We start from the raw sequence: 12,702 nt of genomic DNA on the forward strand, positions 1-12,702 counted from the left end.
CTATGCGTATTCTGATGATCATCGATGGTCTGCCGGGCGGCGGCGCGGAAAAAGTGGTGCTGACCCTGTGTCAGGGCATGCAGCAACAGGGGCATGACGTCAGTCTGATCTCGCTGCGCGACGTCTGCAATTACCCTATCCCGTCAGGCATTGATTATCAGGTGGTAGCCGATCGCAGCCGTGCCCCCTGGCGCAAGCTGACCGAGCTGCCGCGCCGCGCCGCCGAGCTGGATCGCGCGATAGCCGAACACGAGCGCCAACGCGGCGCGTTCGATCTGGTGTTCTCCAACCTGCATAAAACCGATCGCATCGTCAGCCGCAGCAAGCGGCTGGCTTCGGACCGTCTGTGGTTCTGCATTCACGGCATTCTCTCCACCTCCTACCTCGGCCACCGCAAGGGTCTGGATCGCTGGCTGAAGCAACGCAAAATCGCCAACGTTTACCAGGGGAGAAATATCGTCGCCGTTTCACAGGCGGTCGGCGACGATCTGCAGCGGAACTTGCCGATCCGCCCGCGCCGCCTGGCGGTCATCAACAATCCGTTCGACCTCGACGCCATCCGGCAACAGGCGGCGGCGCCTTGCGAACTGGCCGGCCAGGACTATCTGGTGCACGTCGGCCGCTTTCACGCCACCAAGCGGCATGACCGCCTGCTGAAAGCCTATGCGCTCTCCGGCATTCAGGCGCCGCTGGCCTTGATCGGCACCGGGGATGACGCCCGCGTCGCCGAGGTCAAGCGTCTGGCGGCAGACTTGGGCATCGCAGAGCGCGTGCTGTTCCTCGGTTTCCAGACCAATCCCTATCCGTTTATCCGCCATGCCTCGCTGTTGGTGCTCAGTTCCGATAGCGAAGGGTTTGGCAATGTGCTGGTAGAATCGCTGTTGTGCGACACGCCGGTGGTCAGCACCCGCTGTCCGGGCGGCCCTGCGGAAATTCTGGAAAAAGCCGGCATGGCTAACGCGTTGGCGGAATTAAACGAAGCGTCGCTGGCAGAAAAAATGGCGGAAATTTACGCCAACCCGCCACAGATAAATCAACAGCAATTGCTGAGCTACGGGCTTGAGCCTATTTGCCATCAATATATTGAGCTGAAAGAAAAATAATAAAAAAATAAATAAGGCAGGGGATGCCTGCCTTATTTTCTTCGTTAGTTGAGCGCCTGCATTTTCTGCCAAACCTCATCGACAGAAACATCTTCACAGTGCCCCGACTCGCTCTGCAAAATATGATGACGGCCGGTCCATGGATGCCAGGACGTTTTATCGGTATCGCCAAAGAACACCACCATGTCCTTATTCAACGCAGCGGCAAGATGCATCTGCCCACCGTCGCTGCACAGCACCCGGTCGCATAAATCAAACCCGCCCAACAGCTCGCGCACCGACGCCGTCGGATAAAGCGCGACGCGTTCGTTTTGGCACAGCGCCAGCAGCTGTTCGGCGCGCTGCTGATCGCCGACGTCGTCCGGCGCCAGCGTGCCCTGCGGCGACCAAAAGATCAGCACGCCGGTGTGGGGATCGGCGGTCAGACGGTTGATGATTTCGGCATAGCGTTCAACCGGCCAGCGTCTTTTCGGGCTGCGGCTGCTGATATGCACGGCGCATACCCGTTCGACCGACGGCAGACGTTCCTGCAGCCGCTGCGCCGCCAATTGCCGCTCTTCAGGCGTCAGGAATACCCGCACCGGCGGGATCGGAATGGATTGATCGGTGATCGCCGATAAATAGCTGTAGGTGTGTTCGACCTGATGGAGGCCGCGGAAATCGTCCTTGCGGAACGGGCGATGAATATCTTTCGTGCCCAGATCGGCGCCGATGATATGGGTGGCGCCGGCCATTTTCGCTAAACGCAGGCTGTATTTGCATGGCACCGGGTTGGCCAGAATGACCGCATCGAACTTTATTTTGCGCAGCTTCAGGAAGATCATCAGACGTTCGAAATAAACGCCCAACGTCGTTTCATTTTTCGCCTTGTGCTTGGCCTTTTTATAGACAAAGACTTTCTCGAGATGAGGGTTGTTTTTAACAACGTCCTGGCTGACTTTATTGATCAGCAGATAAACTTTTGCGTCTGGATAGGCAATTTTCACCCCTTCAATCAGAGGCGTGGTGCAAACAAGATCGCCGATGTTGTCGCGGCGAATAATTAAAATATTCTTCATTCCGAGCCTATCGGCGAAATCGCTCGCCGGTTGTCTGAAACTGACACCCAAGGTTACCAAATTAGCGCCTTTCCCTTCCAGTTATGGTACTATTCCGAATAACCCATATAAATGAAATTGATAGAATGTTGCTGCGTTTATATCAGGTACTACTCTACCTCATCCAACCCCTGATCTGGCTCCGCTTACTGCTGCGCAGCCGCAAAGCTCCAGCCTACCGTAAACGCTGGGCGGAACGCTATGGCTTCTGCGCCGGGAAAGTCGTGCCGGGCGGCATCATGCTGCATTCCGTCTCCGTCGGCGAAACGCTGGCGGCCATCCCGCTGGTGCGGGCGCTGCGCCACCGTTACCCCGCTTTGCCGATAACTGTGACCACAATGACCCCTACAGGTTCAGAACGCGTCCAGTCCGCTTTCGGCAAAGACGTGCATCATGTCTATCTGCCCTACGATCTGCCCGGTTCCATGAACCGCTTCCTCGACCAGGTGAATCCCAAGCTGGTGATCATCATGGAAACCGAGCTGTGGCCTAACCTGATCAACGCGCTGCATCAGCGGCAAATCCCCCTGGTGATCGCCAATGCGCGCCTGTCGGCCCGCTCCGCCGCCGGCTATAAGAAAATTGGCGGATTCATGCGCGATATGCTGCGCCGCATTACGCTGATCGCCGCACAGAACCAGGAAGACGGCGATCGGTTTATCGAACTGGGCCTGAAACGCTCGCAGCTGGCCGTAACCGGCAGCCTGAAATTCGATATCTCCGTCACCCCGGAACTGGCCGCCCGCGCCGTTACGCTGCGCCGCCAATGGGCGCCGCGCCGCCCGGTGTGGATCGCCACCAGCACCCATGACGGTGAAGAAACCATCCTGCTGGAAGCGCACCGCAAGCTGCTGGAAAAACACCCCGACCTGCTGCTGATCCTGGTGCCGCGTCACCCGGAACGCTTCCCGACCGCCAAGGAGCTGGTGCAGAAAGCCGGCTTCAGCTACACCCTGCGCAGCAGCGGCGAAATCCCGTCTGGCAGCACCCAAGTGGTGATCGGCGATACCATGGGCGAACTGATGCTGCTGTACGGCATCGCCGATCTGGCCTTTGTCGGCGGCAGCCTGGTGGAACGCGGCGGGCACAACCCGCTGGAAGCCGCCGCGCACGCCATCCCGGTGCTGATGGGCCCGCATACCTTCAACTTTAAAGACATCTGCGCCAAGCTCTCGCAGGCCGAAGGCCTGATCACCGTGGCCGACGTGGATTCGCTGGTGAAGGAAGTGGAAACCCTGTTGACTGACGAAGATTACCGTCGCTACTACGGCCGCCATGCGGTGGAAGTGCTGTATCAGAATCAGGGAGCGTTGCAGCGCCTGCTGCAGCTGCTTGAACCGCATCTGCCGCCCCGGAGCCACTGAATGAGCAGCCGCAAAAGCCTGTCGGTGGTGATGATCGCCAAAAATGAAGCCGGGCTGTTGCCGGACTGTCTGCGCTCGGTCGAGTGGGCCGATGAAATCATCGTGCTGGACTCCGGCAGCGAGGACGACAGCGTCGCCGTCGCCGAAAGCCTGGGCGCCAAAGTCTTCACGCACACCGACTGGCAAGGATTCGGCAAGCAGCGTCAGCTGGCGCAAAGCTACGCCAGCCATGACTACGTTTTGATGATCGACGCCGACGAACGCGTCACGCCCGAACTGCGGCAATCCATCGAACGGGTGTTGAACGCACCGGACGACGGCGCCGTCTACAGCTGTGCGCGGCGCAACCTGTTCCTTGGCCGCTTCATGCGCCACAGCGGCTGGTATCCCGACCGCGTCAACCGCCTGTACGCCAACCCACGCTATCGCTATAACGACGATCTGGTGCACGAGTCGCTGAACATCGGCGACGCTAAAGTCATCCCCCTCAGCGGCGATATGCTACACCTGACCTGCCGCGACTTCTTCGCCTTCCAGCGCAAACAGCTGCGCTATGCCGAAGAGTGGGCCACACAGCGTCATCGAGCCGGCAAGCGTTGCGGCTATCTGTCTATCCTGACCCACACACTCGGCGCCTTCGTCAAAACCTGGCTGCTGCGCGCCGGCTTCCTGGATGGCAAACAGGGGTTGCTGTTGGCGGTGGTCAACGCGCAATATACCTTCAATAAATATGCCGCATTATGGGCATTGGGCCGCAACTACTCAGAGAAGTGAATCATGACCAGCAAAGCCATCTATCCCGGGACGTTCGATCCCATGACCAACGGCCACCTGGATTTAGTGACGCGCGCGTCGCTGATGTTCGATCACGTGATTCTGGCCATCGCCGCCAGCCCAAGCAAAAAGCCGCTGTTTAGCCTGGATGAGCGCGTGGCGTTGGCGACGCAGGTCACCTCGCATCTGGACAATGTGGAAGTACTGGGCTTCAGCGAGCTGATGGCGCATTTTGCCGCTCACCAGAATGCCAACATCCTGGTGCGCGGCCTGCGTGCGGTGTCTGACTTTGAATACGAACTGCAGCTGGCGAACATGAACCGCCATTTGATGCCGACGCTGGAAAGCGTGTTCCTGATGCCTTCAGAAGAGTGGTCGTTCATCTCCTCCTCACTGGTGAAGGAGGTCGCGCGTCACGGCGGCGATATTGCGCCTTTCCTGCCTGATGTGGTGACGCAAGCGCTGATGGCGAAGCTCGCCGCCGAGTGATGCTCAGCGCTGGCAGCGCCGGCAAAAGAAGGTGCTGCGCTGCCCGTGCTTGGCGGATTCGATCGGCGTGCCGCACGCGCGGCAAGGTTCTCCCGCCCGCCCGTAAACCTGCAACTCCTGCGCGAAATACCCCGGTTTGCCGTCCGACTGCAAAAAGTCGCGCAATGTCGTGCCACCCTGCTCGATAGAGCGCTGCAACACCGCCTTGATGGTCTTCGCCAGCAGTTCCGCTTCGGCTTTGCTCAACGAGCCCGCCGGACGATCGGGCAGGATCCCGGCGCTGAACAGCGATTCGCTGGCGTAAATGTTACCGACGCCGACCACCAGCTTGTTATCCATCAGCCACGGTTTGATCAGCGTGCGCTTATTGCGTGATTTTTCATACAGGTAGTCGCCGTTGAACGCTTCGCTCAGCGGTTCCGGCCCCAGATGCGCCAACACGCTGCTGGTCGCCAGGTCTTCGCACCACAGCCAGGCGCCGAAACGGCGCGGATCGGTATAGCGCAGGATCATGCCGTTGCTGATCACCAGATCGACGTGGTCGTGTTTGCCGGCCTCGTCTTCGTTTTCCTCGCGCAGCATTCGCAGGCTGCCCGACATGCCCAGGTGCACGATAATCCAACCGTTCTCCAGCTCGATCAGCAGGTATTTGGCCCGGCGCTGCACGCTGAGCACCGGCCGATCGCTCAGCGTCAGGATCTGTTCGGAAACCGGCCAGCGCAGGCGCGCGTTGCGCACCACCGCATACTGAATGCTGTGGCCGACAAGATAAGGCTCTATACCGCGTCTGCTCGTCTCAACTTCCGGTAATTCAGGCATCTGGCTTCCCCTCCGACGTTTTCTACCCTTTATAAAACAAAAAACCCGGCCAAGGCCGGGTTTTTCATTAATCCACTAAAATTATTTAATTTTAGCTTCTTTGTATACTACGTGCTGACGGACAACTGGATCGAATTTCTTCAGTTCCAATTTTTCCGGCTTAGTACGCTTGTTCTTCGTGGTGGTATAGAAGTGACCAGTACCAGCAGAAGAAACCAGCTTGATCTTCTCGCGAACACCTTTAGCCATGATTCAGTTCCTTAATACTTCTCACCACGGGCACGCAGATCGGCCAGAACCGTCTCAATACCCTTCTTATCGATAACACGCATACCTTTAGCAGATACACGCAGAGTTACAAAGCGCTTCTCAGCCTCAACCCAAAAACGGTGTGAGTGCAGGTTAGGCAGAAAACGGCGTTTGGTCGCGTTCATTGCGTGGGAACGGTTGTTACCGCTCACCGGGCGCTTGCCAGTAACTTGGCAGACTCGGGACATGTCTATTCTCCAAAAATCAAATCAGCTCGAGCTTCGTATAGGGTATGGCCGCCTCGTCAGGCTTTTAGAGCCCATCTCAGCAAACTTCATACTGAGGAGACTCTCGTCATCAGGTAGAAACCACACATCAGGTCAGAAACCTGCTGAGATAGGCTCTTGCGCCAAACCCAAGATTCTCAAAGGTGGCGTAGTATACGCTCTGAAGCGTAAGTGCTCAAGTCCCGAACAGCTAAAGATCCCACAAGGATCGCGAAAAAATCGCTTAAAGCCATCCGCGCTCGGCAAAAGAGACGCATTCACCCCGACCGATCACCAAATGATCAAGCACTCGGATCTCCAATAACTGACAGGCTTTCACCACCTGTTCCGTTATTAAACGGTCGGCATGACTGGGTTCAGCCTTACCCGAAGGGTGATTATGCGCGAGAATCAGCGCGGCGGCATTAGCCTTCAACGCTTCACGCACAATTTCTCTCGGGTAGACGACGACGCTGCTGATGGTACCAGCAAACATCTCCTGATGGCGAATAACCCGGTGCTGATTGTCTAAAAACAATACCAAAAAGACCTCTCGCTCGCGATGCGCCAGCAGGCTTTGCAGATAATGCTGGGTGACGCGCGGATTGAGCATGGCGTTTTCCTGCGACAAATGGCTGGAAAAGAAGCGCAGCGCCAGCTCGGCAATCGCCTGCAGCTGCGTATAGCTGGCGTCGCCCAGGCCTTTTTGACTGCAAAACGCCTGATGATCGGCCGACATCAGGTGGTAAAGCGAGCCGAACCGGCGCAGCAGCTGCTCCGCCAGCTGCATCACGTGCACGCCGGGCAACCCGGTGCGCAAGAAAATGGCCAACAGCTCCGCGTCGGACAGCGCCGCGGCCCCCTGCATCAACAGCTTTTCACGCGGCGCCAGCGCGCCCGGCCAGCACGCCACAGTCGGGTTGCTCATCGTGTTCCTCCCTGAAAGGGCTACAGCATGCCACGCGCCGCCCGGCGCGTTCGACAGGTGTTTGATAACATTGCGAAGTGTTTCGCAAAGCACAATGTAACGCCCTGCAGCCATTGCGGAATCACTCACCTGAACGGCGGATATGCTAAAATGGCGCATCTTTCGGCTTTCAATCGGACAATGATGATGACGGGACTTTCCGGCAAACATATTGTGCTTGGCATCAGCGGCGGCATCGCCGCCTACAAATGCCCAGAGCTGGTGCGCCGCCTGCGCGACAGGGGCGCAGAAGTGCGCGTGGTGATGACCCACGCCGCCAAGGCGTTCATTACGCCGCTGACGCTGCAGGCCGTTTCCGGCCACCCGGTGTCCGACGATCTGTTGGATCCCGCCGCCGAAGCCGCCATGGGCCACATCGAACTCGGCAAATGGGCGGATCTGGTGATTCTGGCGCCGGCAACCGCCGATCTGCTGGCGCGCGTCGCCGCCGGCATGGCCAACGATCTGTTGACGACCGTCTGCCTGGCGACCGACGCCCCTATCGCCGCCGCCCCCGCCATGAACCAGCAGATGTATCGCGCCGCCGCCACGCAGGCCAACCTGCAAACGCTGCAGGCGCGCGGCATGCTGCTCTGGGGGCCGGACAGCGGCAGCCAGGCCTGCGGCGACGTAGGCCCGGGCCGCATGCTGGATCCGCTGGACATCGTCGAGCTGGCGAACGGTCATTTCTCCGCCCCGCAGGATCTGCAACATTTGCAGGTTATGATCACCGCCGGCCCAACGCGCGAAGCGCTGGATCCGGTGCGTTTCATCAGCAATCACAGCTCCGGCAAAATGGGTTTCGCCATCGCCCGCGCCGCCGCCGCCCGCGGCGCGCAGGTGACGCTGATCGCCGGGCCGGTGAGCCTGCCGACGCCGCCATCGGTCACCCGCGTGGACGTCACCAGCGCGCTGGAGATGGAACAGGCGGTGCAACAGCGCGCCGCGCAGCAGCAGATTTTCATCTCCTGCGCCGCCGTGGCTGACTACCGTCCCGAGCGGATCGCCGATGAAAAAATAAAAAAACAGGGTGATGAAATCGTCCTCAAGATGGTAAAAAACCCCGATATCGTCGCCGGCGTGGCGGCGATGACCAAAAATCGACCGTTTGTCGTGGGGTTTGCCGCCGAAACCCAGAATGTGGAAGAATACGCGCGGCAAAAACTGGCGCGTAAGAAGCTGGATTTGATTTGCGCTAACGATGTTTCGCTTGCAGAGCACGGGTTCAACAGCGACACCAATGCCCTGCACCTTTTTTGGCAGGATGGAGAAAAGCGCCTGGCGCTGAGCGACAAGGCACTCCTTGGCCAACGTTTAATAGACGAGATAGTCAGCCGTTATGATGAAAAAAATCGACGTTAAGATCCTCGACCCGCGCATCGGTCAGGATTTCCCGCTACCGACCTACGCTACGCCGGGCTCCGCCGGTCTCGACCTGCGCGCCTGCCTGGATAGCGCGGTAGAGCTGGCGCCGGGTGAAACCACGCTGCTGCCTACCGGCCTCGCGATCCACATCGCCGACGCCGGCCTGGCGGCGGTGATCCTGCCGCGCTCAGGCCTCGGCCATAAGCACGGCGTCGTGCTGGGCAACCTGGTCGGCCTGATCGACTCCGATTATCAGGGCCAGCTGATGGTGTCCGTTTGGAACCGCGGCCAGAAGCACTTCACCATCGAGCCGGGCGAACGCATCGCGCAGATGGTCTTCGTGCCGGTGGTGCAGGCCGAATTCAACCTGGTAGAAGAGTTCGACAGCAGCGAACGCGGCGAAGGCGGCTTCGGCCACTCGGGGCGCCACTAAGCGCCACCCAATGCACGAGGGCCGGCAGGGAAACGTCGCCTGAACCTTGCTTTCCGGGGAGAGGGATGTCTCTGCGGCAAGGTTTTACCGCGACAATTGCAGCGCACACCAGGCAGCGCGGAAAAAGGCCGTTAAGGCCGCTGACCCCAGCATCGTAAAAAAGCTATCACATAAGCCGCACAGAGCCTGCTCTGCAGCGGCCGGTGCCCGGGTTTCCGTCAGTTAAGTTTTAGCAAGGGTCTAATCAGACATGGCAGAAAAAGAAAATACGAAAAGGAATCGGCGCGAGGAAATATTGCAGGCGTTAGCCCAGATGCTGGAATCCAGCGACGGCAGCCAACGCATCACCACCGCCAAGCTCGCCGCAAACGTGGGTGTTTCTGAAGCTGCGCTGTACCGGCATTTCCCCAGCAAGACACGGATGTTCGACAGTCTGATCGAGTTTATCGAAGACAGCCTGATCACCCGCATCAACCTGATCTTGCAGGACGAGAAAGAGACGTTCAATCGTCTGCGCCTGATTTTACTGCTGATTCTGGGCTTTGCGGAACGCAACCCGGGGCTGACGCGCATCATGACCGGCCACGCGCTGATGTTTGAACAGGATCGCCTGCAGGGCCGCATCAACCAGCTGTTCGAACGCATCGAGGCGCAGCTGCGTCAGGTGCTGAAAGAGCGCAAATTGCGCGAAGGCAAAGGCTTTATCGTCGATGAAACGCTGTTGGCCAGCCAGTTGCTGGCCTTCTGCGAAGGCATGTTGTCGCGCTATGTGCGTTCGGAATTCCGCTATCGCCCCACACAGGAATTCGACGCCCGCTGGCCGCTGTTGGCGGCACAGCTGCAATAACGAACACGCCGGGCATGCCCGGCGTTGTTATTTATACCCCGTACTGCTCGCGGTAAGCGCGTACCGCCGCCAGGTGGTCCGCCATCTCCGGTTTCTCTTCCAGATAGGCGATCAGATCCTTCAGCGTGACGATTGAAATCACCTTGCAGTGATAGTCGCGTTCCACTTCCTGAATGGCGGAGATATCCGCGCGGCCGCGTTCCTGACGGTCGAGGGAGATCAGCACGCCCGCCAGCGAAGCGCCGCTGGCACCGATGATTTCCATCGACTCGCGGATCGCGGTGCCGGCGGTGATCACATCGTCCACCAGCATCACGCGCCCCTGCAGCGGGCTGCCCACCAGCGAACCGCCTTCGCCGTGAGTCTTGGCCTCCTTGCGGTTAAAGCAGTAAGGCACGTCGCGCTCATGGTGTTCCGCCAGCGCCACCGCCGTGGTGGTGGCGATAGGAATGCCTTTATAGGCCGGGCCAAACAGCAGATCGAAATCGATGCCGGAATCCATCAGGGCTTCAGCGTAGAAGCGCCCCAACAGCGCAAGATCGCGCCCGGTATTAAACAGGCCGGCGTTGAAGAAATACGGGCTGGTGCGGCCGGATTTCAGGGTGAACTCGCCGAATTTCAATACCTGCTTGTTAAGCGCGAACTCGATAAACTGGCGCTGATAGGCTTTCATTACTGCTTCTCCTCGTCTGAATCTGCTTGGGTCTTGTCATTACTGCCGCCCGATCGCCGGGCATAAAAAAGGCGACTTCTCAGTCGCCTTGAAAAATCAGTCCGCCAGCGCCGCTTTCTGCGCCTGGAAGATGGTTTCGATGCCCCCTCGGGCCAGCGCCAACAGCGCCAACAGCTCATCGTGGCTGAACGGCTCGCCTTCGGCGGTGCCCTGCACTTCAATCATGCGGCCGTCTTCCATCATCACTACGTTCATGTCGGTTTCCGCCGCGGAATCTTCCACATACTCCAGATCGCACAGCGCTTCGCCATTGACGATGCCGACGGAAACCGCCGCCACCATGCCCTTCATCGGATTGGCTTTCAGCTTGCCGTTGGCCACCAGCGTGTTCAGCGCGTCGGCCAGCGCCACGCAGGCGCCGGAGATGGAAGCGGTGCGGGTGCCGCCGTCGGCCTGCAGTACGTCGCAGTCGAGGGTGATGGTGAATTCACCGAGCTTTTTCAGATCCACCGCGGCGCGCAGCGAGCGAGCGATCAGGCGCTGGATCTCCAGCGTGCGGCCACCCTGTTTGCCTTTGGCGGCTTCACGGGCGTTGCGGCTGTGGGTGGAGCGCGGCAGCATGCCGTACTCGGCGGTGATCCAACCTTGCCCCTGGCCTTTCAGGAAGCGCGGAACGCCCTCTTCTACCGTGGCGGTGCACAAGACTTTGGTATCGCCAAACTCAACCAGCACTGAACCTTCAGCGTGTTTGGTATAGTGACGGGTCAGTGTCAAGGGGCGAACTTGCTGTGGTGCTCTGCCTGCAGGACGCATGGGCTCTCTCCGGCTTCAAATCAACTATTGGCTGCGCATTATACGGGCTTCGTGACGTAATGCCTATCCTGCCCGCAGCCGCGACGCTATAATCGCCTCATCTTTTCCTATTACGGGTACGCATCAATGATCCGCAGCATGACCGCCTACGCCCGGCGTGAAATCAAGGGTGAATGGGGCAGCGCAGCCTGGGAGCTGCGTTCCGTTAACCAGCGCTACTTAGAAACCTACATCCGCCTGCCGGAACAATTCCGCAGCCTGGAGCCGGTGATCCGTGAACGTATCCGTGGCCGCCTGACCCGCGGCAAAGTCGAATGCAACCTACGTTTCGAACTGGATCCAAGCGCGCAAAGCTCGCTGATCCTGAACGAAAAACTGGCCAAACAGCTGGTCGAAGCCGCCAACTGGGTGAAAATGCAGAGCGACGAAGGGGAAATCAACCCGATCGACGTGCTGCGCTGGCCGGGCGTGATGTCCGCGCAGGAGCAGGATCTGGACGCCATCAGCGCCGAGCTGATGCAGGCGCTGGACGGCGCGCTGGATGACTTTATCGTCGCACGCGAAAGCGAAGGCGCCGCGCTGAAAACGCTGATCGAACAGCGCCTCGACGGCGTCAGCGCCGAAGTGGTCAAAGTGCGCGCCCAGATGCCGAACATCCTGCAATGGCAGCGCGAGCGCCTGGTCAGCAAGCTGGAAGAGGCGCAGGTGCAGCTGGAAAACACCCGCCTGGAGCAAGAGCTGGTGCTGATGGCGCAGCGCATCGACGTCGCCGAAGAACTGGATCGTCTGGAAGCGCACGTGAAAGAGACGCACAACATCCTGAAGAAGAAAGAAGCCGTCGGCCGCCGCCTCGACTTTATGATGCAGGAGTTCAACCGCGAATCGAACACCCTGGCCTCCAAGTCAATCAATGCCGACGTCACCGCCTCCGCCATCGAGCTGAAGGTGTTGATCGAGCAAATGCGCGAGCAGATCCAGAACATCGAGTGATCCCGCTCCGCACGCCATCAAGCCCGCGCCAAGCGGGCTTTTTTATGGCTGCAGATCAGCGATAGGCGGCCGCCTGCTCTTCCTCCATCAGCCCCATTTTCTGCAGCTGCACCGCAATGCTCCAGGTTGAGCGCTCAAACTCATCACTCAGCGCTTCCAGCGTCGCCCCAGCCGCATGGCTCTCACGCAGCCGCAGTTTTTCTTCTTCCGACCAGGGGAAGCAGGCATTGGCCGGCCGGCCCTCGGCCAGATTCATCTGCCGCTTCTCCTCCGGCGTCAACCTGGCTTTTTTCTGCAGTTCGGATTCGCCGTCGAACTCGCTGGCCAATGCGAACAGCAGCCGGATAGCCTCCGGCGCGCAGGCCGCTGAAGCCGGTTTCAACAGCTCGCCGGTGTCGGGATTAACGCCGTTGGCCAGCGCCCTGAGCAACATACCGGTATTCATCGTTCGCC

The 12,702-nt window shown here is 59.2% G+C and carries 16 protein-coding genes; 8 read left to right on the forward strand and 8 right to left on the reverse strand.

Annotated elements, in window-relative coordinates; translation table 11 throughout:
* The first annotated feature begins 2 nt into the window (after positions 1–2).
* Positions 3–1,103, forward strand: coding sequence for a glycosyltransferase (locus ACJ8KE_RS22880; RefSeq protein ID WP_016929687.1), 1,101 nt, complete (start codon positions 3–5; stop codon positions 1,101–1,103).
* A gap of 44 nt (positions 1,104–1,147) precedes the next feature.
* On the opposite strand, the gene ACJ8KE_RS22885 is transcribed toward ACJ8KE_RS22880, so the two are convergent.
* Positions 1,148–2,161, reverse strand: coding sequence for a glycosyltransferase family 9 protein (locus ACJ8KE_RS22885; protein WP_016929686.1), 1,014 nt, complete (start codon positions 2,159–2,161; stop codon positions 1,148–1,150).
* Positions 2,162–2,286: 125 nt separating this feature from the next.
* On the opposite strand from ACJ8KE_RS22885, the gene waaA reads away from it, so the two are divergent.
* The 3 genes from waaA to coaD are packed head-to-tail and all read left to right on the forward strand — an operon-like array spanning position 2,287 to position 4,827.
* Complete coding sequence (waaA, locus tag ACJ8KE_RS22890) at positions 2,287–3,564, forward strand: lipid IV(A) 3-deoxy-D-manno-octulosonic acid transferase (protein WP_016929685.1); 1,278 nt, start codon at positions 2,287–2,289, stop codon at positions 3,562–3,564.
* Entirely contained in the window at positions 3,565–4,338 is a 774-nt protein-coding gene (locus tag ACJ8KE_RS22895) for a glycosyltransferase family 2 protein (RefSeq protein ID WP_016929684.1), read from the forward strand.
* Positions 4,339–4,341: 3 nt separating this feature from the next.
* The gene (gene coaD / locus ACJ8KE_RS22900) at positions 4,342–4,827 is read left to right on the forward strand and encodes a pantetheine-phosphate adenylyltransferase (protein WP_004931181.1); all 486 of its coding nucleotides are present in this window, start codon (positions 4,342–4,344) and stop codon (positions 4,825–4,827) included.
* Positions 4,828–4,830: 3 nt separating this feature from the next.
* Here the strand turns inward: coaD and mutM are convergent, their stop codons facing one another.
* The 4 genes from mutM to radC all read right to left on the reverse strand — a co-directional run bounded on the left by mutM (position 4,831) and on the right by radC (position 7,089).
* On the reverse strand, positions 4,831–5,646 hold the full coding sequence (gene mutM, locus ACJ8KE_RS22905) for a bifunctional DNA-formamidopyrimidine glycosylase/DNA-(apurinic or apyrimidinic site) lyase (protein ID WP_028128080.1): 816 nt from the start codon (positions 5,644–5,646) through the stop codon (positions 4,831–4,833).
* 81 nt (positions 5,647–5,727) lie between these two features.
* Complete coding sequence (gene rpmG, locus ACJ8KE_RS22910) at positions 5,728–5,895, reverse strand: 50S ribosomal protein L33 (protein WP_002442576.1); 168 nt, start codon at positions 5,893–5,895, stop codon at positions 5,728–5,730.
* An 11-nt stretch (positions 5,896–5,906) separates the two neighbouring features.
* Positions 5,907–6,143 (reverse strand): 50S ribosomal protein L28, encoded by a 237-nt coding sequence (rpmB, locus tag ACJ8KE_RS22915; RefSeq protein ID WP_004931195.1) that lies wholly within the window; start codon positions 6,141–6,143, stop codon positions 5,907–5,909.
* Positions 6,144–6,405: 262 nt separating this feature from the next.
* The gene (gene radC, locus ACJ8KE_RS22920; protein ID WP_016929682.1) at positions 6,406–7,089 is read right to left on the reverse strand and encodes a RadC family protein; all 684 of its coding nucleotides are present in this window, start codon (positions 7,087–7,089) and stop codon (positions 6,406–6,408) included.
* A gap of 183 nt (positions 7,090–7,272) precedes the next feature.
* On the opposite strand from radC, the gene coaBC reads away from it, so the two are divergent.
* The 3 genes from coaBC to slmA all read left to right on the forward strand — a co-directional run bounded on the left by coaBC (position 7,273) and on the right by slmA (position 9,773).
* Complete coding sequence (coaBC, locus tag ACJ8KE_RS22925) at positions 7,273–8,490, forward strand: bifunctional phosphopantothenoylcysteine decarboxylase/phosphopantothenate--cysteine ligase CoaBC (protein WP_079450593.1); 1,218 nt, start codon at positions 7,273–7,275, stop codon at positions 8,488–8,490.
* Positions 8,468–8,926 (forward strand): dUTP diphosphatase, encoded by a 459-nt coding sequence (dut, locus tag ACJ8KE_RS22930; RefSeq protein ID WP_016929680.1) that lies wholly within the window; start codon positions 8,468–8,470, stop codon positions 8,924–8,926. Before coaBC ends, dut begins: the two co-directional genes overlap by 23 nt.
* A gap of 250 nt (positions 8,927–9,176) precedes the next feature.
* Positions 9,177–9,773, forward strand: a complete 597-nt coding sequence (gene slmA / locus ACJ8KE_RS22935; RefSeq protein ID WP_025304700.1) for a nucleoid occlusion factor SlmA — start codon at positions 9,177–9,179, stop codon at positions 9,771–9,773.
* A gap of 31 nt (positions 9,774–9,804) precedes the next feature.
* Here the strand turns inward: slmA and pyrE are convergent, their stop codons facing one another.
* Together pyrE and rph are read right to left on the reverse strand one after the other, a co-directional pair.
* Positions 9,805–10,446, reverse strand: coding sequence for an orotate phosphoribosyltransferase (pyrE, locus tag ACJ8KE_RS22940; RefSeq protein ID WP_004931204.1), 642 nt, complete (start codon positions 10,444–10,446; stop codon positions 9,805–9,807).
* Positions 10,447–10,542: 96 nt separating this feature from the next.
* Positions 10,543–11,259, reverse strand: coding sequence for a ribonuclease PH (rph, locus tag ACJ8KE_RS22945; protein WP_025160305.1), 717 nt, complete (start codon positions 11,257–11,259; stop codon positions 10,543–10,545).
* Positions 11,260–11,385: 126 nt separating this feature from the next.
* Between rph and ACJ8KE_RS22950 the strand changes: the two genes are divergently transcribed.
* Positions 11,386–12,249 (forward strand): YicC/YloC family endoribonuclease, encoded by an 864-nt coding sequence (locus ACJ8KE_RS22950; RefSeq protein WP_015379441.1) that lies wholly within the window; start codon positions 11,386–11,388, stop codon positions 12,247–12,249.
* Positions 12,250–12,304: 55 nt separating this feature from the next.
* On the opposite strand, the gene ACJ8KE_RS22955 is transcribed toward ACJ8KE_RS22950, so the two are convergent.
* On the reverse strand, positions 12,305–12,694 hold the full coding sequence (locus ACJ8KE_RS22955; protein ID WP_016929655.1) for a hypothetical protein: 390 nt from the start codon (positions 12,692–12,694) through the stop codon (positions 12,305–12,307).
* Positions 12,695–12,702: the final 8 nt, after the last annotated feature.

Origin of the sequence: Serratia sp. CY56464, assembly GCF_052168435.1 — a bacterium.
Classification (GTDB): Bacteria; Pseudomonadota; Gammaproteobacteria; order Enterobacterales; family Enterobacteriaceae; genus Serratia; species Serratia marcescens.